Below are 23,629 nucleotides of genomic sequence, written 5' to 3'. Positions count from 1 at the left end.
AAGAGATGATTTTCATGAAGTGTTATCTAACTATTGACTTTGGAAGTACATATACTAAGTTAACGGCAATAGATGTAGCAGGGGAAAGAATACTTGCAACTGCTAAAGATATAACAACGGTTGAGGATGATATAATGACAGGTTTTGATAATGCTTACAGAAAACTTGTAGAAAAAATAGAGAGAGAACTTCCTATTTCGAAAGTTGAGTTTGTTGACAAAATCGCATGTTCATCAGCTGCTGGTGGATTGAAAATGGTTGCAATAGGATTAGTCCCAGAGCTGACTGCCGAAGCTGCAAAAAAAGCTGCATTAGGGGCTGGAGCAAGAGTTATAAAAACATATTCTTATGAGTTGAACTCTCATGAGATGCGTGAGATTAAAAACTCCGCGGTAGATATAATTCTTTTAGCAGGTGGAACAGATGGTGGTAATAAAGAGTGCATAATTCACAATGCAAAATTGATAGTTGAACATCATATTGATAAGCCAATAGTGATTGCTGGAAATAAAGCGGCTTCAGATGAGATTGAGAAGATATTCACTGAATCAAATATAGATTATTATTTAGCTGAAAATGTGATGCCAAAGATCAATAAATTAAATGTTGAACCAGCACGTGAAGAGATAAGAAAAGTTTTTATGAATAAAATTGTAGAAGCTAAAGGGATGAAAAAGGCTGAAGATTTCATAAGTGGAATTTTGATGCCAACTCCAGCAGCAGTTTTAAAAGCGGCAGAGGTTCTTTCAGAAGGAACAGATGATGAGGATGGAATAGGAGATTTAATAATAGTTGATATCGGTGGTGCTACTACTGACATACACTCTATTGGAAAGGGAGACCCTTCTCAAGCTGGAGTATTATTAAAAGGACTTGAAGATCCGTTTGCAAAGAGAACTGTGGAGGGTGATTTAGGGATGAGATATTCAGCTATTTCACTTTTAGAAGCGGGAGGAACAAAAAAAATAAGAGCATATTTGAATGATATAGATAAGCAGTGGGATGTAAAAGGGATGTGTAACTATAGACATGATCATATAAAAATGGTTCCTCAAAACAAAGAGGAGATACTGTTTGATGAAGCTATGGCAAAGGTTGCAACAGAACTGTCGATGACAAGACATTGCGGAGTTTTAGAGTGTGTCTATACTCCTATGGGAACAATGTTTAATCAGACAGGAAAAGACCTTTTGAACGCTCCTTACATAATAGGAACAGGGGGAGTTATTGTTCATAGTGAAAATCCTAGAGGGATTTTAGAGGCTGGGAAATTTAATCCAGCAGAACCAATAAATTTGAAGCCTAAGGATCCAAAACTTATGGTAGATAAGACGTATATCCTATCTTCTATGGGATTGTTAGCTCAATCAAACCCCGATTTAGCAGTGAAAATAATGAAAAAATATCTAATTGAAGTATAGTTTTTTTTGAGGAGGAATCTAATCAATGAATTTAGAATTTAGAAGATGGACCGATGAGGAGTTCTTTAAAGTAAGAGAAGAGGTATTAAAGCAGTGGCCAACAGGAGCTGATGTTGATTTAGAAGAGGCAGTAGCTTACCATAAAGCTTTACCAGATCACAAGAACTTTGCTAAAAAGTTAATAGATGCAAAAGCTAAAAATATCACATTGGCACAGCCAAGAGCAGGGGTTGCTTTAGTTGAGCAGCACATAGAGTTATTAAACTTCCTAGATAAAGAGGGTGGAGCAGATTTACTACCTTCAACAATAGATTCTTATACAAGACAAAATAAGTATGAGAACTGTGAAAAAGGAATAGAGGAGTCTAAGAAAGCAGGAAGATCACTACTTAATGGATTCCCAGGTGTAAACCACGGAGTTAAAGGATGTAGAGAGGTTGTTGAAGCTGTAAACTTACCATTACAATTAAGACACGGAACTCCTGATGCTAGACTATTATCTGAGATAATGTTAGCAGCTGGATTCACATCAAACGAGGGTGGAGGAATTTCTTATAACATTCCTTATGCTAAATCAGTAACTCTTGAGCAAACAATCAGAGACTGGCAATATAACGATAGATTAGTTGGATGGTACGAAGAGCAAGGAGTTTCTATCAATAGAGAGCCGTTTGGACCATTAACTGGAACATTAGTTCCTCCATCAGTATCAAACGCTGTTCAAATAATTGAGTGTTTATTAGCTGCTGAGCAAGGAGTTAAAAATATCACTTTAGGATACGGACAATGTGGAAACTTAGTACAAGACGTTGCTGCAGTAAGATCTATGATGGAGCAAGCAGAAGAGTACTGTAATGAGTTCGGATACGAAAATATGCAATTAACTTCTGTATTCCACCAATGGATGGGAGGATTCCCAGAAGATGAAGCTAAGGCGTTTGGAGTTATATCAAACGGAGCATCTGCTGCTGCTTTAGCTGGAGCTACAAAAGTAATCGTAAAAACTCCTCATGAGGCAATTGGAGTACCTACAAAGGAAGCTAACGCTATGGGAATTAGAGCGACAAAAATGGTTCTAAATCTATTAAAAGGGCAAAAATTACCAAATTCAGTAGAAGTTCAGTTTGAAAAAGATATGATAAAAAAAGAAGTTAAGCAAATTATAGATAAAGTACTTGAGTTAGGAAATGGAGATTTAGCAGTAGGAACTGTTAAAGCATTTGAGCAAGGAGTATTAGATATTCCATTTGCACCATCTAAGTACAATGCTGGAAAGATGTTACCAGCTAGAGATAACAACGGAATGATCAGATACCTAAATGCAGGAAATCTTCCTTTATCAGAAGATATTAAAGCTTTCCATACAGCAAAACTAGAGGAAAGAGCAGCTTTTGAAGGAAGAGAGATCAGCTTCCAAATGACAGTAGACGATATATTTGCTGTTGGAAAAGGAAACTTAATCGGAAGACCAGACGCTAAATAATTTTAAAAAAAAGTTTGATTTATAATATAATAGAGGGCCGAGGCCCTCATTAAAAATCAGGAGGATTTAAAAATGAGAATAGTTGATGTAGTGTGTTCAGCAGGAAAAACAGGTTTCTATTTTGATGACCAAAGAGCTATAAAAAGTGGAGCAGGACATGACGGATTTGCTTACGTTGGAGAGCCAGTAACTGAAGGGTTTAACTCTATAAGACAAGCTGGAGAATCTATCTCTGTACAATTAATATTAGAAGATGGACAAGTGGCGTATGGAGATTGTGCTGCGGTTCAATACTCAGGTGCGGGAGGGAGAGATCCATTATTCCTAGCTAAAGATTTCATTCCGGTAATCGAAAAAGAAATCGCTCCAAAATTAATTGGAAGAGAATTAGACAACTTTAAATCATTAGCTGAAGAGTTTGATTCTATGTTAATAGATGGAAAAAGAATGCATACTGCTATAAGATATGGAATAACTCAATCTTTATTAGATGCTGTTGCTAAAACAAGAAAAGTAACTATGGCTGAAGTTATCCAAAAAGACTATAATACAGGTTTAGAGATCACTAAAAGACCTATATTCACTCAATCTGGAGATAACAGATATGAGAATGCTGATAAAATGATAATCAAATCAGCAGATGTATTACCTCATGCACTAATCAACCATGTTGAAACTAAATTAGGAAATAACGGAGAGTTATTACTTGAGTATGTTGGATGGTTAAGAGATAGAATAATCCACTTAAGAGATTCTGAGGATTATGCACCAATCCTTCATATAGATGTATATGGAACAATCGGAGCTGCGTTTGGTTGCGATACTACAAGAATGGCTGATTATTTAGCTACTTTAGTAGAAGCTGCAAAGCCGTTCAAATTAAGAATTGAAGGTCCTATGGACGTTGAGGATAGAGATAAGCAAATTGAATCTTTAGCTGCATTAACTGCTGAAGTGGATGCAAGAAACATGGGAATCGAGTTAGTTGCTGACGAGTGGTGTAACACTTACGATGACATCAAAGCTTTCGCTGATGCAAAAGCAGGTCACGTAGTACAAATAAAAACTCCAGACTTAGGAGGAGTTAATAACATTGCTGATGCAATTCTTTACTGTAACAAAGTAGGAATCGGATCTTACAGTGGAGGAACTTGTAACGAGACTAACAGATCGGCTGAAGTAACTACAAACATTGCTATGGCTTGTGGAGCTCTTCAGGTTCTTGCTAAACCAGGAATGGGTGTTGATGAAGGATTTATGATCGTATTCAACGAAATGAGCAGAGTAGAAGCTTTAGTTAACAGAAGAAAGTAATAGACTTTTAATTCTGGAAAAGGTGGGAAATCTCCTACCTTTTCCTTTAATTTTATAGAATATTCTAAGAGGTGAATAGGATGACAATAAATAAGCCAGTTAAATGTGGGACTCTTGAATCAAATGATATATTCGTTATGCTTGCTCCAAATGAAAATGGAATAGTTATCGAATTAGAAAGTGTTGTTGAAAAGCAATTTGGAGCTCATATAAAAAATGTTATAGAGGAAAAATTAAAAGAGATGGGAATTGTATCTGTTTTAGTAAAGGCTCAAGATAAAGGAGCTTTGGATTATACAATAAGAGCTAGAATTGAAGGAGCTGTTAAAAGAAGTTATTAATTATTCCTTTTAAGGTGAGGTGTTAGAGTGAAATTAAGAAGAACAATGTTATTTATGCCTGGAAATAATCCAGGAATGCTTCAAACAGCAGACACTTTTGGAGCGGATTCAGTTATATTTGATTTGGAAGATGCTGTTGCTTTAACAGAGAAAGATGCAGCCAGAATATTGGTAGCAGAGGCTATGAAAACAATGACATATGGAGAAACAGAAGTGGTTATAAGAATTAATCCGCTATCATCTCCATTTGCAATGATGGATATAGATAAAATGGCAAGATTAAAGCCGGATGCAATACTTTTGCCAAAAGCAACTCCTGAGGATATGGTAATTCTTGAAAAAGAGTTGGAGAGAATTGAAAAAGAGGAAGGGCTTGAGATTGGAACTATTAAAGTTCATGCATTGGTAGAAACAGCATATGGAGTAGAAACAGTTTATGAAACTTTGAAGTTATCTCAAAGAATAGAAGCTGTTTTATTAGGTGGAGAAGATTTAGCAGCGGATTTAGCAGTAAAGAGAACTAAAGATTCAGATGAATTATTCTACGCTAGAACAAAACTTGTAAATGCTTGCAAAGCATTAAAGATAGACGTTATAGATACTCCTTTTACAGACACTAATGACTATGAAGGATTGGAAGCAGATTCTAGAAAAGCAAAAATGTTAGGTTTTTCTGGAAAGTTAGCTATTAACCCAAGACAGATAGATACAATTCATGCAGTTTATTCTCCTACAAAGGCTGAAATAAATCATGCTTTAAGAGTTATGGCAGCTAAAGAAGAGGCTGAAAAAGAGGGACTAGGAGTATTCTCTTTAGATGGAAAAATGGTAGATCTTCCAATTATAAATAGAGCTATTCAAACTTTAGAGATTGCTGAGATGATTGGATTATTAGATTAATTTAAGGTGAGGTGTTCTGATGAAAAATATTTTAGGAAGAGAAATTCCTGAATTTATAGAGGGATATGGAGAGGTAAAACAGTATAGTGGGTACCTTTCAAATACTCAAGGAGTAATAAAAAAAGATTTTAAATTTAAAGCAATAACACCTGAGGATTCTAAGTTAAGCGATAATTTGGAGTCTTTAATGGATAGATTACCACTTAAAAATGGGATGGTAGTATCATTTCATCACCATTTAAGAAATGGTGATTTTGTTTTAAACATGGTTATGGAAGAGATTGCAAAAAGAGGATATAAAGATATTACTGTTGCAGCTAGTTCAATTTTTCCTTGTCATAAAGGACTTGTAAAAATGTTAGAGGATGGAACTGTAACGCAGATATATGCCGCATATATTTCAGGACCAGTAGCTGAAGCAATTTCGAATGGAAAACTTGCTAAACCAGCTGTAATGCATACTCACGGTGGAAGAGCTAGAATATTTGAAAGTGGAGAAAAAACTATTGATATAGCATTCATGGCGGCTCCTACAAGTGACGAGTATGGAAATATCAACGGTGTGGATGGGAAATCAGCTTGTGGAGCATTAGGATACGCTCATACAGACGCTGAGTTAGCAAATATAGTTGTAGCTATAACTGACAACTTAGTGGAGTATCCAAATCCAACAATTGAGATAAATCAAACTCTAGTTGACTATATATTAGTTGTAGATGCTATTGGAGATCCTAAGGGGATCGTATCTGGAACAACTCAGATTACTAAAAATCCTATTGGGCTAAAAGTAGCAGATTTAACATCAAAATTCATTGAGGAATCAGGATATTTAAAAAATGGTATGAGTTTCCAAACTGGTGCTGGAGGAATATCTTTAGCAGTTGCAGCAGAACTAAAAAATATCATGAAAAATAAAAATATTTGTGGAAGTTTTGCATCTGGAGGAATCACTGGATATATAGTAGATATGTATAAAGAGGGGCTATTTAAAGCTTTATTTGATGTGCAATGTTTTGATTTAGATGCGATAAAATCGGCTAAAGAAAATCCTGCACACATAACAATGTCAGCATCTATGTATGCTAATGCAAACAATAAAGGAGCGGTTGTAAACAAGCTAGACGTAGTAATTTTAGGTGCGACTGAGATGGATACAAACTTCAACGTAAACGTAACAACAGGATCTAATGGAGTTATTATGGGTGGTTCAGGTGGACATTCTGATACAGCCGCAGGATCAAAATTATGTATAATAGTTTCTCAACTTGTAAATTCAAGAATATCTGTAGTTAAGGATAAAGTTACAACTGTAACAACTCCTGGAGAAACAGTAGATGTTCTTGTAACAGAGAGAGGAATCGCTATAAATCCTCTAAGAATGGATTTAATTGAGAAGTTTAAAGGATCTAAACTTCCGATAAAAACGATTGAAGAGTTGAGAGAAATAGCTAAAAATATGACTGGTCAAGAGAGTGAAATAGAGTTTGAAGATGAGATAGTAGCTATTGTAGAGTATAGAGATGGAACTGTTGTAGATACTATAAAAAAAGTTAAGTAAAAATTTTGGAGAAGATATTCTCCATTTTTTTTTACTTTTTTTAATTGAGAATAAATTATTCTTAAAATTTTAAATAAAAGAAATAAAAAATTCTTGATTTATTAAAAAAAATGTTGTAATATAGTGTTTGTAAAGGAGGTTTTATGATTGAAAATATTATAAAAAGTATGATTAATTCTTTTTCTTACAGTGAAAGAATGATAGGTATGTATATAGTTGAAAATAAAAATGAGATTGGGGAGATTACATCTACACAATTAGCTAAAAAAATAGGGGTGAGTCAATCCTCAGTAATAAAATTTATAAAAAAAATAGGTTTTTCTGGATATGTAGTTTTTAAATTACAACTAGAAAGAGATTTAGAAAATAAGAAAAAGCTAGATGGAAATAAAATTCATAGTGATATTTGTTTAGAAGATTCTTTGGAAGATGTAACTAAAAAAACTTTAGCCGAGACAATAGAGGCTTTGAAAAATACTTTAGATATAATGGATTATGAAAATTTTGAAGAGGTTATAAGTAAAATAAGAGGGAGTGGCCGAATCTTAATAATTGGAGCAGGAATGTCATCAATAGTAGCTAGAGATTTAGAATTGAAATTAATGAAGATAAAAATGGATACTGTGCATTATGATAGTAAACAGATGCAACTTATGAAACTATCTACAATGAATGAGAAAGATTTGGTGATAGCAATTTCTCATAGAGGTGAAACACAGGAGGTTATAGATGTTATAAAAGCGGCTAGAGATATGGATATATGTGTTGTATCGATAACATCGGTTGGCAAAAATACTGTGTCATCTTTAAGTGATTATAACTTGGGAGTAGTTTCAAAAGAAAGTATATTTAGAAGTTCAGCTATTTCATCGAGAATGGCACAAATGATAATATTAGATAGTATATTTTTAAGGTTAGTTCAAAAGGATTATAAAAAAGTAAAACAATATATAGATAAAAGTAAAAAAATAGTGGGTTGGGTGGAAAAATAAATGGAAAAAATATTAGAGGGAAAAACAACGGAAAAAAGAAATTTAAAAAGTATGAAAATGGATAGTATGAGTATAAGAGAGATTTTAACTCTTATAAATGAAGAGGATAAAAATGTACCCGAAAGTGTTGGAAAGGTTATACCTGAAATTGAAAAAGCTGTAAAATATATTGTTGAAGCTTTCAATAGAGGAGGAAGATTGATCTATATGGGAGCTGGAACAAGCGGAAGATTGGGAGTTTTAGATGCTGTGGAGTGTCCGCCAACTTTTGGTGTTGATAAAACAAAAGTTATGGGTCTTATAGCTGGAGGAGAAAAAGCTTTCATTGAGGCTCAAGAGGGGGCAGAGGATTCAAAAGATTTAGCAATAGAAGAGTTAAAAGGGATAGATTTAAACGAAAAAGATGTAGTTTGTGGTATAGCAGCTTCTGGAAGAACCCCATATGCTATTGGTGGAATCGAATTTGCAAAAGAGCTGGGCTGTAAAACAATAGCTATCGCATGTAATAAAGGGAGTAAAGTTGGAGAGATAGCTGATGTAGCAATAGAAGTTGAAGTTGGTCCAGAAGTTTTAACAGGTTCAACTAGAATGAAGGCTGGAACGGCACAAAAATTAATCCTGAATATGATTAGCACGGCGTCAATGACAGGTATTGGGAAAGTTTATGAAAATTTAATGGTAGATTTAAAAATTACTAATATAAAACTTCAAGAGAGAGCAAAAAATAATGTTATGCAAATAACTGGATGCAGTTATGATGTGGCTCAAGAGGCTCTGAGACAGTCAGAAAATCAAGTTAAATTAGCTATTGTTATGGTATTGCTAGGGTGTAATAAAATAGAGGCTATAGAAAAATTAGAAAAATCAAATGGGTTTATAAGGGAAGCTATAAAATAAAAAATTACTAATGGGGAGATGTGTAATGGATAATCAATCGATTGCAAAAGAGATAATTGAGAAGTTGGGATCAAAAGATAATATTGTAGTGATAAATAATTGTATGACGAGAGTGAGAGTTTCCGTTAAAGATAATGAAAAGGTAGATTTTAAAAATTTGGATGAGGTTCCTGGAATAATTAAAGTGATAAAAGATGACACAATTCAGGTTGTTGTAGGTCCTGGAAAAAGTAAAAAAATAGCAGATGAAATGAAAAGACTGTGTGGGGAGTTAAAAATAACAGATGAGGAATGGAAAAAAACAAAAGAGAGTGTAAAATCAAAACAAACCAAGTTTTCATCAGTTTTAAGAAGGTTAGCAAATATCTTTATTCCGTTGATACCAGCTATAATTGGAGCGGGATTATTAAACGGTATTTCAGGTTATTTTCAAAATTTATATACAGCGGAGGGAATAAAAGAACTTCCTATGTGGATAACATTTTTTCAAACTTTAGGAAGTGGATTGTTTGCTTATTTTGCAATATTTGTAGGAATTAATTCTGCCAATGAGTTTGGAGCTACTCCTGCTTTGGGGGGAGTCATAGGTGCGATTACAATAAGTGGAAATATAAATATTTTTTCAAAGGCTTTAGGACTTTACAATGCAGAAGTACCTTTAAATAGTATATTAATTCCTGGAAAAGGTGGAATAATAGGTGTTATTATAGGTGTTGCAATCCTTGCTTGGGTGGAGAAAAAATTAAGGACCTTTATTCCAGATTTTTTAGACACTATATTGACACCAATGATATCTATTTTAGTTGTGGGAGCTTTAACTATATTTGCAATAATGCCTTTTGCGGGTATTGTTTCAGACGGAATAATAAAAGTGTTCTCTTTTTTCATCATGAGTGAGGGACCTATGGCAATAGTGGGTGGATTTATATTAGCAGCATCTTTTTTACCACTTCTGATGGTTGGTCTACATCATGGGTTGATTCCATTTTACATGGTACAGTTGACACAGTTTGGAAGCATATCGCTTTTCCCAATACTATGTATGGCAGGTGGAGGACAGATAGGTGGAGCAGCAGCAATATATATAAAAGCTAAAAAGAATGAAAAGTTAAGAAATATTATAAGATCAGCTATGCCGGTGGCAATTTTAGGGATAGGCGAACCTATGCTTTATGGTGTGACACTACCTCTTGGAAAACCGTTTATTACTGCTTCAATAGCAGGAGGAATCGGCGGAGCTTTTCTGGCAGCGACAAAAGTACAGACAATAGCTTTTGGACCAGCTGGAGTAACAGCTATTCCACTTGTTATACCGGGTAAAATAATGTATTATGTAATTGGATTAGGAATGTCTTATGTTGCAGGATTTATAATTACATATTTCTTTGGTATACCAAAGGATATAAATGAAGCACTTTAGTGTAAAAATCATCTAAATTATTTTAGATGATTTTTTTTTTTAAAGGAAAATTAAAAAAAGATGATAAAATACAGATAGGAGGGAGATTTATGGATATTAAATTTTTGAAAAAAGTAAAAGGATACTTGGAGGAGTTACAGCTCACACATTTTTATAGTCAGCTGAAAGGAGCTTATGAAAACTATCGAAGATCCAACTCAAATCTTTGGGCGAACACACTTTGCTATTTTACAACACTGTCTTTTATTCCAATTTTAGCAATTGCTTTTAGTATTGGGAGATGGTTTGGAATAGATAAATATTATTTGAAGCAACTTGCAGAGAGCTCACCATTGAATGAAGATACCATAAACATGATACTAGAAACAACCCAGACATTGCTTCAAAATACTCGAAGTGGTCTAATTGCGGGATTTGGATTTATATCACTAGGTTGGGTTGTAATAACTATGTTTTCGGTTATAGAAAAAGCGTTAAATAGTATTTGGAGAGTGAAAAAATCTAGGCCATTTTTTAGAAAATTTGCAGATTATTTCATAACATTTTTGATGTTGCCAGTGAGTATTATAGGAGCAAATATACTTACAAATTTAAAAATAGATATATTTTATACAAATCACTTGATACAAATGGTAGCTCCATATCTTGCGCTTTGGATATTTTTCATAGTATTTTATAAAGTTTTACCAAATACTAGAGTAAATATTGTTCCAGTTATATGGAGTAGTTTTATAGTTTCATTTCTGTTGAACCAAAGTAATATGCTACTTGTAAGATTACAGTTGATAATAGGAACCTACAACAAAATATATGGGAGTTTTTCAGTGCTTTTACTCTCTTTGATATGGCTAAAAGTGGTATGGTTTTTAATTCTTATAGGAGCTCATTTTTCATATATTCTTCAAAATAGAGAGAGTTTAGCAAAACTAGATGGGACAGAAAAATTAAGTTTTAATTCTAAATATATGATAGCAAAAATTATATTGAAAAAATTTGTAGAAAACTATAGTAGCAATGGAAGACCTATGTCCCCGAAAGAGATGTCAAAGGAGTTGAATATTCCCAGCGAGATAGTTATAGATACAATAGAAAGTTTGAAAGGGATTGAGTATATATCAGCTATCGATACAGATTCAAGTGAAGAGAAAAAATATAAACTTACAGTTAATGTGAATGAAATAAGCGATGAAACATTATGTGAAGATTTGAAAAATTTAGGGGAAAGTTATAACTTGACTCAATAGAAAGAATGGAGCTATTAATCCATTCTTTTTTTATATTTTAAATATTTGATTGACAAAATATTTAAAATATAATATATTTGTATAACTTAAACAAATGGAGGGAAGAGATGAAAAAGAGAATACAAAACATTTTAGATATGAATGAGAAGGCTTCACTGTCAAAGATTTCATCGGAGTTAGAAATATCAATGATAGAGGTTTTAAGAAATGCCCCTACGGTGAGAGCCTTTGATGTGGAAAAAATAGACTATCTATTTCAAGTTTTAAGAGGGTGGGAACAGGTATTTTTATTGGTTGTAACACCAAATTTTGTCTTAGAGATTAAAGATAAATTTCCAAAAGGGTTCTATGCTCATGGATTTTTAAATTTTCATGATAAGATGACTTCTATCGGTGGACACCTGAGTGTGGGAGAGATAAGTGAGATATTTTTAGTTAAAGATACTATGTTTGGAAGAGAGAGCTATTCTATAAAGTTTTATGGAAAAGATGAAAAAGAGATATTTGCTATATATGTACCTAGAGATGAGAAAAAAGAACTTATACAGGAATGCCTAAATAGTTTTAACTCGTTATAAAAAAAGTACCTACATTCTTTTTAGTTTGTAGGTACTTTTTTATTTATAGAAGAGATATTGCAAACTCTTTAGCTCTTTCTAAATCTTCTGAATTGGGATGAGATTTAGCATCCTCCCATCTTTGTTTTCTCTCTTCGCTAGGAGACATCTTGTGGTCACTAGGAAGTGTAGATAACCAAGAGATAAGTTTAGGATCAATAGCCCCCTGACAGAAGTATCTACCAGTGATGGTATTTTCATTTTCACCCAATAGAGTATCAATATTTTTAACACAATCTAAAGCATGATCAGAGTTAGGATATGCACCTAGGGTAAAAAAGTATGCGACATTTTTTTTGATAATATTTTTTGAAAAAGCTAAGGTGTTGCTGTCAAAAGTTGCTCTATCAATCCATCCTCCTATAATAATTAGATCATAGTCTAAGTTCTCAACTTCTGAGATTGGAAGAAAATCAGCGCTAGGTATTCCCTCAAAAATAGCTTTTGCGACTTTTTCTGTATTTCTAGTTTTTGATGAATAAGTAATTAAAATTTTCATAGTAAATGCCTCCAATTTATATTTGGTCAAATTTAAATTCTTTATAAAAATATAATTTTATAGGTTTTTTATCAAGTGTTACTTGAGTAAGTTTCCATTCTTTTAAAACTTTTTCCACTTCGGCTTGAAATCCTAAAGAGTCCTTTTCATTATAGAATTTAACCTCTTCAACTCTCCCATCTAAACCAACTAAAAATCTTACTTTTATGGAAATTTTTTTATTATATCCAACTCTTTTAGCAGCAAGAGGATATTCAGGATCAGGTTGAGATATAAATTTATATTCAAGCCCTTTTACACCTTGATTTTTAGCAGCAAAAATTCCTTTAGATAATTCAATAAGACTATTTGAATTGGAATTAGATGGCAAAACTTCAGTGTTAGTTTTATTTGTGCTAGCTTTCTTTATTGCTTTTGATTTAGGTATCTCTCTAGGCTTAGCTTCTACTTTTGGTTTGGGTTTTGCTACCACATCAGGTTCAGCTTTAATTTCAGGTTCAGATTGAACGCTCTCTTCTTGTGTTTTTTCAGGTACTATTTTCTGAGAAAGATTCATTGAGATATTTATAGCATCTATATTGTGACCTGGATTTTGAATTTCAAAACTGTTTTTATTATCAAAAGTAAAAACACTAATAAAAATAATTGTATGTAAAGCTATAGAAAAAATAATAAATTTCATGGGTCCTCCGTTTAATGTTTTTAAGGTATAAATGATTATAACAAATAATATTTTAATAATCAAACTATTTTTGTTACAAAAATTTGTTGACTGAACATAAAAAAATATATATAATAACTTTGAAAATCAAAATATTTTAAAGGTGGAGGTAAAAATGGAGTTTATAAAAGCTGGGGGACCATTGATGATTGTTATTATATTTTTGTCTATAGCTGGTCTCAGTGTAATTTTAGAAAGAGGTTACTATTTTTTTAAAAATGAAAAAGACAATGGGGAGTTACTTATTAGTCATTTGGAGAAATTTATAAAAAATGGGGAAAAAGAAAGGGCGATAAAAACATGCGATTACTTTAAAAATACCTCATCAAAAGTGATGAAAACGATATTGATGGAATATAGTGGAGAGAAGATGAGTTGCTGTACGTATGATTATTTGGAAGAGAAAGCAAGAGAGTGTGCTCTAAGAGAACTCCCAAAATTAGAAAAGAATATGTGGATATTAGCAATAGCTGCAAATGTAACTCCTTTGGCGGGACTTTTAGGAACGGTCACAGGTATGATAGGAGCGTTTACAGCTATGTCTAAACATGGGGCAGGGGATCCGACAGTACTGGCGTTTGGTATATCTCAAGCACTTATAACAACAGCATCGGGGTTGACAGTGGCTATTCCAGCTTTAATTTTTTATAATTTTTATCAAAAGAAAATAGAGAAAGCGATGATTGATATGGAAAAAAATGTTGTGGAATTTATAAATATTTTAAGAAAGATGTAAAGGGGCTGCAGATGTTTAGATCAAAAGGGTTTATGAACTATCAAAAGAAGCAATTAACTCCAGATTTAACACCACTTATTGATGTGGTATTTCTACTTTTAATATTTTTTATGGTAGCTACCACGTTTGATGATATGGGAGGAATGAAAATTGAACTCCCAAAATCAGAGGTATCTGAGCTGACAGAGGTAGTTGATAAAATATCTGTAATTTTAAATCAAGAGAATGAGTTGAAAATTAAGATTACAAAAAAAGATGGAGATATTGTAATAGATGTAAAAAAAGAGGAGTTAATAACAAAACTTCAAGAAAATTTACCAAAAATTGAAAGTAAAAGAGTATCAATCTTGGCAGATAAGGGGATTAGTTATGGTGAGATTGTAGATGTGATGTCGGATATAAAAATATCTGGAGCTAGAGCTATAGATATAGAAACTAAAGGGAAGTGATTGAAATATGAAGTTTGAAACAAGGGCTAAGAGTCATCATAATTCGAGTGGGATATTTAGCAAGTATTATCCACCTGAAAGATTGAGTGAGGAGATTTTACTAAATAAATTGTCGGAAAAACCAAAGGATGTACCAAGAGTCATATATGTACATACCCCTTATTGCGACAAGATATGTTCGTTTTGTAATTTGAATAGAGAGCAGTTGAATGGGAGTTTAGATAGCTATGCAGAATATATAGCAAAGGAGTTTGAAAAATATGGACAGTATAGATATTTTAAGGAAAGACCTGTAGATGTAATATATTTTGGTGGTGGAACTCCAACTGTTTATAAAAATAATCAACTAGAGAAAATTTTAGAATCAATAAAAAAGAATATAAAACTGTCGGAAGATTATGAGTTTACTTTAGAGACGACACTTCACAATTTGAGTGATGAGAAAATAGAAACTCTGAATAGGTATGGAGTAAATAGACTTTCTGTGGGGATACAAAGTTTTACAACAGAAGGAAGAAAGTTTTACAACAGAACATATGCAAAAGATGAGACGATAAGAAGGTTAAAAGATTTAAAGATTAAATTCAATGGAGAAGTTTGTGTAGATATAATATATAACTATCCGGATCAAAAGATAGAGGATGTTAGAAGTGATGCTAGGACAGTTAAAGAGTTAGATTTAGGAAGTGTAAGTTTTTACTCACTTATGGTTCATGAAGGATCGGCACTTTCAAAGGATATAAAAGAGGATAGGATAAAATTAGATGAGAGTTTAAAAAGAGAAAGAGAACTTCATGATGCGTTTGTAGAGGAGTTAACTTCAGATGGAGATTATTATCTTTTAGAACTTACAAAAATAGCTAAAAAAGGAAGAGATAAATATAGATATATAAAAGCTAGAAGCTTTGGTGGAGATACATTCCCGATAGGTGTTGGAGCTGGTGGAAATGTGGATGATATAACAATCTTTAGAATGAAAAAAGAGATGGCTATGTTTGTTGAGAAAAGTGAGCATCAACAAAGACTTGATAGATTGACAGGATTATTTCAATTTCCAGTTATAGAGAAAAAAATAGCTGAAAAATTTTTAATTGATGGTGAGAAAAAAATATTTGAAGAGATAATGACCAAGTTAAAAGATGGGGGATATGTTGTTGAGAATGAAAAAACATATACATTGACAGAGGATGGCGTGTTTTGGGGAAATAACATTTCAAGAGAAGTTTTAGTGAGATTGGTTGAAGGGACGTTAGAAAAATAAAAAGTTAATAGGAGAGGGATTAAATAATGAATAAGAAAATAGCAATTTTAAGTTTATTAGTTTCAGCAATGAGTTATGGAAATGAAGACTTTTTTTTTGAAGAAGCTAATAAAGGGGTTAAATTAAATGAGAGTGTCGTTTCAACAACGGGGTTTGAAACATCTCAAAGAAATATAACAAATACTGTGACAGTTATAACAGCTAAGGACATTGAGGAGAAAAATTATAAGTCTGTAACGGAAGCGTTAAAAGATGTTCCAAGTATAAATGTTATAGGGGATCCTACAAACCCTATTATAGATATGAGAGGACAAGGAAGCAAGGCAACTGCGAATGTACAAATATTAGTAGATGGAGTTGGAGCTAATCTTTTAGATACATCTCACGCAAAGACACCTATAAATACAGTTCCAGTAGAAAATATTGAAAAAATAGAGGTTATTCCTGGAGGAGGAGCGATACTTTATGGTGGAGGAACTAGAGGGGGAATAATCAACATTATTACAAAATCTGGAGCAGGATTTAATGGTGGATCAATATCTTCGGAGATAAACACTTTTGGTGGAAAAAAAGGGGATGTTTCTTATGGTACTAGCATAGGAGATTTAGGTATAAATTTAAACTACTCAAGAGATGACTATAAAGGTTTTAGAGACGGAGATGAAGCGGATTCAAACTATTTTGAAGGAACGTTAAAATATAAAATGACGGAAAGACAAAATATTTCACTAAAGTATTCAAGATTTGATGAGGATGCGACTTCACCAAGAGGGCTTACAAAAGAAAATTTAAATAATCCCACAAGTGATGGATTAGTAAGTAAGTATGATCAGTTAATAGTGAACAATACGACAAAAGATGAGTTCAACTTAAACTATGAGAATAGATTAACTGATGATATAACTTTTAATTTACTAGGATTTTATCAACAAACAGATATTGAGAGTACTAATAACTATGGGAAAATGGGTTATGCTGTTGAAAACTATATGAATTATAAGGATAAAAAAATAGGGTTTAAACCGAAATTGAAATTAAAATACGGTGAGGGAAGTAACTTAATATTTGGATATGATTATATCAATAGTAATCTAACTAGAGATAGTGAGATGAGAATGTTTAGCTCAGAAAAATATAGAAATGACCTGACAAAAGAAACACATAGTGTTTTTGTTTTAAATACGAATCCAGTAGGAAAATTTGAATTTACCCAAGGAATAAGATATGAGTATGCAGACTTCAATACAAAAAGATCATATAAAAAGGGTTCTTTATCTAGCGGAAATATAGCGAGTAGAACATCGATAGAAAAAGATACTACAATGGAGAATATGGCATATGAACTTGTAGGAAACTATCTATACTCAGATACAGGAAATGTATATGTTAAAGCGGAGAAAGGATTTACATCTCCAACACCTTCACAACTTGTAGATAAAATTAATGGGGTGTATATAGACAACGATTTAGAATCAGAAACATATATGACTTATGAAACAGGATTTAAAGACTATTTATTTGGAAGTTTTTTCAGTGGAGCACTATATTTAACAGAAACAAAAGATGAAATAGCATCTGAAAATTTCACTGGGATGAATTTCAAAACTTATAATATAGGGAAAACAAGAAGATACGGAATGGAGTTAAATGCTGAGCAGTATATAGGAAAGCTGACAGTGAGAGAGGGATATGCGTTCGTAAAAACAAAAATACTAAAGGATTTAGATAGTGAAATTGAAGGGAAAGAGATTGCAAACGTTCCAACAAATAGATTTAATATAGCATTAGATTATAGATTTAATACTAAATTAAATGTTATTTTAGATACAGTTTACTCATCTGGATACTATACAAACAATAAAAATACAGGTGGAAAACAAAATGAGAATATAGTTTCAAACATTTCATTAAATTATAAACCAACAGAATCACTGAGAGTTTTTGCTGGAATTAACAATGTATTCAATGAAAAATATTATAATTCAGTGAGCTCAGATGGACAAGAGTTTGATCCTGCGGCAGAAAGAAGTATCTATTCAGGATTTAAGTACAATTTTTAATAATTTAGAAAATAAAATAGGAGAATTAATATGAAAAGATACTTACCAACAATATTAATTCTGGGAATATTATTTTTAGGAATACTTTCTATTGGTTTAGGAAGTGTTCCTATATCATTGAAACAATTACTAACAATGAGTGAAGCCCCAGATTATATAAAAACAATTGTTTACGATATACGTTTACCTAGAATATTAATGGCATTATTGATAGGGATGATGCTCTCATCGAGTGGGGTTGTAGTTCAGGCCGTGTTCCAAAATCCATTAGCTGATCCATATATAATAGGAATAGCAGCAAGTGCAACATTTGGAGCAGTGATAGCCTATGTGTTTCAATTACCAGATATTTTATATGGAGTTTTGGCATTTGTGTCTTGCTTATTGAGTACTTTTATTATTTTTAAACTTTCAAATAGAAAAGGAAAGGTAGATATAACAACACTTTTAATAGTTGGAATAGCGGTTTCTGCATTTATAGGAGCGTTCACTTCATTTGCTATGTACTTGATTGGAGAGGAGTCGTTTAAAATAACGATGTGGTTGATGGGGTATTTAGGAGGAGCAACTTGGAAAAAGGTTGGGATATTGATAGTTCCATTAGTCTTTTCTATGATATTTTTCTTTGTTCAAAGAACTCAGTTAGATGCACTTTTATCAGGGGATGAAGAAGCACATTCGCTAGGAGTAGATGTTCAAGGATTAAAAGTTAAGGTTTTAACTGTATCAGCTCTAGTTGTTGCGTTCTCTGTTGCATTTTCAGGAATGATTGGTTTTGTAGGACTTATAATACCCCATTCAATAAGAATGATTGTGGGGCCATCAAACTCAAAGTTACTTCCTAATGCAGCGTTAGCAGGAGCACTATTTTTACTGATTTGTGACACTGTCGGAAGACTTATACTAGGACCAGTAGAAGTTCCAATTGGTGTTGTAACAGCATTCTTTGGAGCACCATTCTTTTTATATTTAGCATTTAAATCCAAAGGAGCGAGATAGATGGGAGTTGTAGTTAAAAATCTAAAGTTTTCATATGGTGAAAAAGAGATTTTAAAAAATATAAATTTAAATATAAAAAAGGGGAAAATGACAGGTATATTAGGACCTAATGGGTGTGGGAAATCCACTTTTTTAAAAAATGTTTTAGGTTATTTAAAATCTGATTCAGGAGAGGTGATTATAAATAATCAAACCTTTAAAGGTATAGAAAAAAAAGAGTTGGCAAAGATAGTATCTTTAGTTCCACAAAAATCAAACCTTATGACAACATTAAACGTCAGTGATTTTGTTCTTATGGGAAGACTTCCGCATTTGAAATCATCTTGGGACGGGTATTCATATGAGGATATGAAAATAGCAGATGAAAATTTGGATTTTTTAGGACTGTCAAAGTTTAAAGGTAGAGTTGCATTGAGTCTTTCGGGAGGAGAGTTTCAAAGAGTCCTTTTGGCAAGAGCTCTGACTCAAAATCCAAAAGTTCTTCTTTTAGATGAACCTACCTCAGCTTTAGATTTAAATCATGCAGTTGAGCTTTTAAATAGAGTAAGAAATTTGGTTTTAGAAAGAGAGATTACAAGTGTAGCAGTTTTACATGATTTGAACTTAGCGTCTATGTTTTGTGATGAGCTAATAATGATGAAAAATGGAGAGGTTTTATATCAAGGGAAACCAGAGGATATTTTGACAGAGAAGATATTATATGAGGTTTATGATTTAAAAGCTAAAGTTATAAAAGATGAAAAAGGGAAGCCATACATAATTCCCTTAGTGGAGGAGAAAAAATGAAAAAAATAACTTCTTTAATAATGGGAGTATTGATAGCATCGTCAGCTTTTGCTTTAAAGATAGATGGTGATAAGATTGTTGATACAAAGGGAAATAAAATTGAAAATAAAAAATACGATAGAGTTTTAATTCTAGATCCAGCAGTTGTGGAATCTTTTTATTTGATTGGTGGAGAAAAGAGTATTGTCGCTATAGCGGACACTGCTAAAAATCCGATTTGGCCAGTTGAAAAAACAAAAAAATTACCAAAAGCAGGGACTATAATGAAACCTTCGGTAGAACAAGTTTTGATGTTTCAACCAGATTTAGTTATTTTAAATGCAATGTCAGAAGGCTTTGGAGAAACACTTAAGGAAAGAAAAATAAAATTTATAGTGAATGAAACTAAAACCTTTGATGAGATTTTAAATAATTTAGAGGTTTATGGAAAAATATCAGGTGAAGAGTTAGAAGCAAAAGAGGTTTCTAACAGTTACAGATACAAGTTAGAAAATATAAAAAAAGAGATACAGAAAAAACCTTTAAATAAAAAAGGGGCATTTATATTTTCAACATCACCTATGATGGTATTCTCCGAGAGCTCTTTACCAGGAGAGATTTTTAAAACTTTAGGAATTGAAAATATTGCAAATGGGCTTCCAGGAGGAAGGCCAATAGTGTCTTCTGAATATTTAATTACAGAAAATCCAGATATTTTGGTGGGGTCAATGGCAATAAAAAATAAAAATGAGATATTAAACAGTAATCCATTTGTAAAAGAAACTAAGGCAGGTAAAAATGGAGCTATCTTAATTTTAGAGTCGGATAAAATTTTAAGAGGAACTCCAAGAGTTATAGATGCTCTTGAAGATCTACATACGCAGCTGTTAAATGTTAAATAGAATAATATTTTATTATAAAAAAGAAAAAAAACTATTGATATATTTTTTAATCAGTAGTTTTATTGTTACTGCCTTAGATTTATACGGTCCAATTATAGTTCAAGAGTTGATAGATTTAACAATTCCGAGTAAAGATTTGAATAGATTTTTTACATACTCTTTAATACTGTTAGTCATATATATATTTAGATTTGGAATATCTCTATATTCAAGCTCAAGAGGACAACTCATGGGAAATAGAATTAAATTTTTTATGAGAGAGGATCTTTTTCAAAAGATATTAGATCAACCGGATGGATTTTTTAAAGAGAGACAAAGTGGAGATTTAATATCAAGGGTTACAAATGATCTAGATAATGTTTCGTCGTTATTATATAGAGGATTAGAGGATTGTTTGTTTTCAATTCTATCTATAGCGGGAGCGCTAGTTTTAATGTTAAATTTTAATGTTAAATTAACTTTAATAACAATGATTCCACTTCCGTTTGCAATCTGTTTTACAATATATAAAAATAAAAGATTGAAAATAGGGTACACTGATGTCAGAAAGAGTATGTCAAAGTTAACATCTTCTGTTCACGATACTTTAAAAACCATATTTTTTATAAAAGATAATGTTTTAGAAGGGGAGAGAGCCAAGAAATTCACCAGTAATAATGCAAGGCTCCTTGAAGTGGAAAGAAAAAATATATTTAATCTATCTTCTCTTATGTCGGGAATAAACTTTTATAACCAATTAACCCAGCTGATTGTTATATTTTTAGGTGGATTTCTGCATATAAAAGGCGAGATAAGTTTAGGTGTAATTGTAAGTTTTATACTTTTGACAAATAGATTTAGAATATATATACTTAGATTGATAGGACTTGTGGATGTTTTTCAACGAGGAGTGAGTGGAATCCAGAGATTTTCAGAGATAATGGGTATCCCAGATAAAGAGGATGAGGATAAAGCTATTTGTGATGAGATAAAAAGTATAAAAATATCTAATTTAAGCCATTCGTATGGACAAAAGAGTATATTTAAAGATCTTTCTTTAGAGATAAAAAAGGGTGAAAAAATAGCTTTTGTAGGTGAGAGTGGAGTTGGAAAAACAACAATTTTTTCTCTTCTAAAAAGCAGTTTGATAGCTAAGAAGGATACCATTTTTATCAATGGGAGTTGTATTAGAACAATAAAAAGAGAGAGCTTTTTAAAAAAAATTGGAGTGGTTGATCAAAACGAACATCTGATGAATGAAACAATATTGGAAAATTTAAAAATAATAGATAGAGAAGCAAAAACTGAAAAAATAGATGAAGCTATGAAACTTTCATATTTAAAAGATGTTGTGGATGGATTAGAAAATAAAGAAGATACAAAACTTGGAGAGGGTGGAATAAATTTAAGTTCTGGTCAAAAGCAAAGATTAGCTATAGCTAGACTATTTTTGAAATCTCCAGATATTATCTTATTAGACGAGGGTACATCTGCACTAGATAACATACTAGAAAGAAAAATAATGGATAATATAACAAGATGCTTTAAAGATAAAATAATAATATCTATAGCTCATAGATTGAATACTTTAAAAAGTTTTGATAAAATAGTTGTTTTAGGAAAAGAGGGTATTTTGGAAGTTGGAACTTTCAATGAACTTTTAGAAAAAAAGGGATTGTTTTTTAATATGTATTCGCAGAGCGATAAAAGTTAGTAGAGGCATTTAAAATGCCTCTATATTTATTTAAAGGACACGATTAGGACATAAAAATATGTTATTCTAAAGTGAGATGGTAAAATTATAAAAAGTTGGGAGAGATTATGAAAAAAGGGATACTTTTGTTTTGTTTAATTGTTCAGACTGCATTTTCAAAAAGTGTGAGTTTGGATAATTTAATTGATGAGTTAAATAGGACATCTTATGAAAATGAAATCTATAGAGTGAAAGAAAAAAGAGATTTAGAAAGAGGTGAGGTATATAAATTAGATAGTTTAAATGGTGTTAATGTGGAAGTTGAAAATGAATATAGAGATGAAGATGATGTATATAAAACCAAGGGAAGAGTCAAATATGCTGACTTTTATGTGGATGCAGAAAAGTGGAAAGATGATGAGAGTGGTGTAAGTTATGGAGTGGAGAAAAATATTAAAGATTTAATATTTTCAAAAAATGATAGCAACTTAGAAAAATTGAAAATAAGTAAAAAAGTTGAATTGATTGAGTTTGAAAATAATTTACAACTTCAAACGGTAGAGTTGGTAAATTTATATAGAGATTATAAAGAGGTACAGTTAGAAATTAGTATTAGAGAGAACGCTTTAAAAATATTGAGTGGCGAGAAAAATATTTTACAAAAATCTTATGATATGGGAGCAACATCTAAAATAGATTTGGACTCCCTGACATATAGCTATAAGAATATAGAATTGGAGATAGGAAATTTAAAAAAGGAGATTTTAAGTATAAGAAAACAATTTTTTTATTCTTTTAAAATAGATTTAAAAGATAAAAAGTTAGAAAATTTAAATGCTAGTACGTTGAATTTGGATAGATATATAGAGAAGATAGGAGAGAGAGACACAGAGAGGGTAAGATTAGAAAAAGAGGTCATAGAAAAAAATATTAAGTATTTAGATTATAATAATAAGATGCCAGAGTTGTATTTAGGTGTTGAAAGAGATGAGAAAGCAAACGAGAACAGGGTATTTTTTAAAGTGAGTAAAGATATATTTTATAAGGATTTAGAACTTATGGATGAAAAAAGTTCTTTAGCTGAGAAGGAGATTAAGTTATCTCAAAAGACTTTGGATGTAAAAAGTGAAAGGTTAAAATATGAAAGAGAGCTATACTCATTGGTTAAAAATCTAGAAGTTACTTCAAACGATAGGGCTTTAGAGGAGTCAAAATACAATATAAAGAAATTGGAAAATAAACTTGGAAAAATAAGATATCTAGATGTAATGGAATCATTTAATGATTATTTGGAACTGAAAATAAAAGAGGAAAAATCAAGAAATAAATTAAACGCATTTGTTTATGAGCTGAAAATAAGGGGTGAAATAAAATAATA

22 protein-coding genes are annotated in these 23,629 nt (G+C 31.9%); 20 read left to right on the top strand and 2 right to left on the bottom strand.

The genetic code is table 11. The annotated features are described in order from the left end of the window. Window positions 1-14 precede the first annotated feature (14 nt). The 11 genes from glmL to hutX all read left to right on the top strand — a co-directional run bounded on the left by glmL (window position 15) and on the right by hutX (window position 12,148). Window positions 15-1,421 (top strand): methylaspartate mutase accessory protein GlmL, encoded by a 1,407-nt coding sequence (gene glmL / locus Q0V67_RS00400; RefSeq protein ID WP_297595956.1) that lies wholly within the window; start codon window positions 15-17, stop codon window positions 1,419-1,421. A gap of 25 nt (window positions 1,422-1,446) precedes the next feature. Beyond that, on the top strand, window positions 1,447-2,904 hold the full coding sequence (locus tag Q0V67_RS00395) for a methylaspartate mutase subunit E (RefSeq protein WP_297595953.1): 1,458 nt from the start codon (window positions 1,447-1,449) through the stop codon (window positions 2,902-2,904). Window positions 2,905-2,976: 72 nt separating this feature from the next. Beyond that, entirely contained in the window at window positions 2,977-4,218 is a 1,242-nt protein-coding gene (locus tag Q0V67_RS00390; RefSeq protein ID WP_297595952.1) for a methylaspartate ammonia-lyase, read from the top strand. 80 nt (window positions 4,219-4,298) lie between these two features. After that, window positions 4,299-4,559, top strand: a complete 261-nt coding sequence (citD, locus tag Q0V67_RS00385; RefSeq protein ID WP_297595950.1) for a citrate lyase acyl carrier protein — start codon at window positions 4,299-4,301, stop codon at window positions 4,557-4,559. A gap of 27 nt (window positions 4,560-4,586) precedes the next feature. Further along, window positions 4,587-5,459 carry an aldolase/citrate lyase family protein gene (locus Q0V67_RS00380; RefSeq protein WP_297595948.1) on the top strand — a complete coding sequence of 291 codons (873 nt, stop codon included), beginning with the start codon at window positions 4,587-4,589 and terminating at the stop codon, window positions 5,457-5,459. 19 nt (window positions 5,460-5,478) lie between these two features. Next, complete coding sequence (citF, locus tag Q0V67_RS00375) at window positions 5,479-7,017, top strand: citrate lyase subunit alpha (protein ID WP_297595946.1); 1,539 nt, start codon at window positions 5,479-5,481, stop codon at window positions 7,015-7,017. 143 nt (window positions 7,018-7,160) lie between these two features. Then, window positions 7,161-8,009 (top strand): MurR/RpiR family transcriptional regulator, encoded by an 849-nt coding sequence (locus tag Q0V67_RS00370; RefSeq protein WP_297595944.1) that lies wholly within the window; start codon window positions 7,161-7,163, stop codon window positions 8,007-8,009. Then, window positions 8,010-8,906 carry an N-acetylmuramic acid 6-phosphate etherase gene (murQ, locus tag Q0V67_RS00365; protein WP_297595942.1) on the top strand — a complete coding sequence of 299 codons (897 nt, stop codon included), beginning with the start codon at window positions 8,010-8,012 and terminating at the stop codon, window positions 8,904-8,906. Between the two features lie 25 nt (window positions 8,907-8,931). Next, the gene (locus Q0V67_RS00360) at window positions 8,932-10,326 is read left to right on the top strand and encodes a PTS transporter subunit EIIC (RefSeq protein ID WP_297595940.1); all 1,395 of its coding nucleotides are present in this window, start codon (window positions 8,932-8,934) and stop codon (window positions 10,324-10,326) included. An 89-nt stretch (window positions 10,327-10,415) separates the two neighbouring features. Continuing rightward, window positions 10,416-11,570 (top strand): YihY/virulence factor BrkB family protein, encoded by a 1,155-nt coding sequence (locus Q0V67_RS00355; RefSeq protein ID WP_297595938.1) that lies wholly within the window; start codon window positions 10,416-10,418, stop codon window positions 11,568-11,570. 107 nt (window positions 11,571-11,677) lie between these two features. Then, a complete protein-coding gene (gene hutX / locus Q0V67_RS00350) occupies window positions 11,678-12,148 on the top strand; it encodes a heme utilization cystosolic carrier protein HutX (RefSeq protein ID WP_297595936.1) in 471 nt (156 codons plus the stop codon). Between the two features lie 43 nt (window positions 12,149-12,191). On the opposite strand, the gene Q0V67_RS00345 is transcribed toward hutX, so the two are convergent. Continuing rightward, window positions 12,192-12,686: a flavodoxin family protein gene (locus tag Q0V67_RS00345; protein WP_297595934.1), complete on the bottom strand. Its 495-nt coding sequence runs from the start codon at window positions 12,684-12,686 to the stop codon at window positions 12,192-12,194. Window positions 12,687-12,702: 16 nt separating this feature from the next. Beyond that, window positions 12,703-13,368: an energy transducer TonB gene (locus Q0V67_RS00340; protein ID WP_297595932.1), complete on the bottom strand. Its 666-nt coding sequence runs from the start codon at window positions 13,366-13,368 to the stop codon at window positions 12,703-12,705. A 154-nt stretch (window positions 13,369-13,522) separates the two neighbouring features. On the opposite strand from Q0V67_RS00340, the gene Q0V67_RS00335 reads away from it, so the two are divergent. The 9 genes from Q0V67_RS00335 (at window position 13,523) to Q0V67_RS00295 (ending at window position 23,627) form a co-directional block, all read left to right on the top strand. After that, window positions 13,523-14,143 carry a MotA/TolQ/ExbB proton channel family protein gene (locus tag Q0V67_RS00335; RefSeq protein WP_297595930.1) on the top strand — a complete coding sequence of 207 codons (621 nt, stop codon included), beginning with the start codon at window positions 13,523-13,525 and terminating at the stop codon, window positions 14,141-14,143. Between the two features lie 11 nt (window positions 14,144-14,154). Further along, window positions 14,155-14,592, top strand: a complete 438-nt coding sequence (locus tag Q0V67_RS00330) for a biopolymer transporter ExbD (RefSeq protein WP_297595927.1) — start codon at window positions 14,155-14,157, stop codon at window positions 14,590-14,592. Between the two features lie 7 nt (window positions 14,593-14,599). Then, window positions 14,600-15,853, top strand: coding sequence for a coproporphyrinogen-III oxidase family protein (locus Q0V67_RS00325; protein ID WP_297595925.1), 1,254 nt, complete (start codon window positions 14,600-14,602; stop codon window positions 15,851-15,853). 26 nt (window positions 15,854-15,879) lie between these two features. Next, the gene (locus Q0V67_RS00320) at window positions 15,880-17,913 is read left to right on the top strand and encodes a TonB-dependent receptor (RefSeq protein WP_297595924.1); all 2,034 of its coding nucleotides are present in this window, start codon (window positions 15,880-15,882) and stop codon (window positions 17,911-17,913) included. A 30-nt stretch (window positions 17,914-17,943) separates the two neighbouring features. Then, window positions 17,944-18,912 carry an iron ABC transporter permease gene (locus tag Q0V67_RS00315; protein WP_297595923.1) on the top strand — a complete coding sequence of 323 codons (969 nt, stop codon included), beginning with the start codon at window positions 17,944-17,946 and terminating at the stop codon, window positions 18,910-18,912. After that, entirely contained in the window at window positions 18,913-19,698 is a 786-nt protein-coding gene (locus tag Q0V67_RS00310) for an ABC transporter ATP-binding protein (protein ID WP_297595922.1), read from the top strand. Continuing rightward, window positions 19,695-20,579 (top strand): ABC transporter substrate-binding protein, encoded by an 885-nt coding sequence (locus Q0V67_RS00305; RefSeq protein ID WP_297595921.1) that lies wholly within the window; start codon window positions 19,695-19,697, stop codon window positions 20,577-20,579. Before Q0V67_RS00310 ends, Q0V67_RS00305 begins: the two co-directional genes overlap by 4 nt. Beyond that, on the top strand, window positions 20,569-22,272 hold the full coding sequence (locus tag Q0V67_RS00300; protein ID WP_297595920.1) for an ABC transporter ATP-binding protein: 1,704 nt from the start codon (window positions 20,569-20,571) through the stop codon (window positions 22,270-22,272). The genes Q0V67_RS00305 and Q0V67_RS00300 overlap by 11 nt, the downstream gene beginning before the upstream one ends. 107 nt (window positions 22,273-22,379) lie before the next feature. Beyond that, on the top strand, window positions 22,380-23,627 hold the full coding sequence (locus Q0V67_RS00295; RefSeq protein WP_297595919.1) for a TolC family protein: 1,248 nt from the start codon (window positions 22,380-22,382) through the stop codon (window positions 23,625-23,627). Window positions 23,628-23,629 lie beyond the last annotated feature (2 nt).

It is taken from the genome of uncultured Cetobacterium sp. (genome assembly GCF_947072685.1).
Classification (GTDB): Bacteria; Fusobacteriota; Fusobacteriia; order Fusobacteriales; family Fusobacteriaceae; genus Cetobacterium_A.
This window is presented reverse-complemented; position numbering and strand designations above follow the sequence as displayed.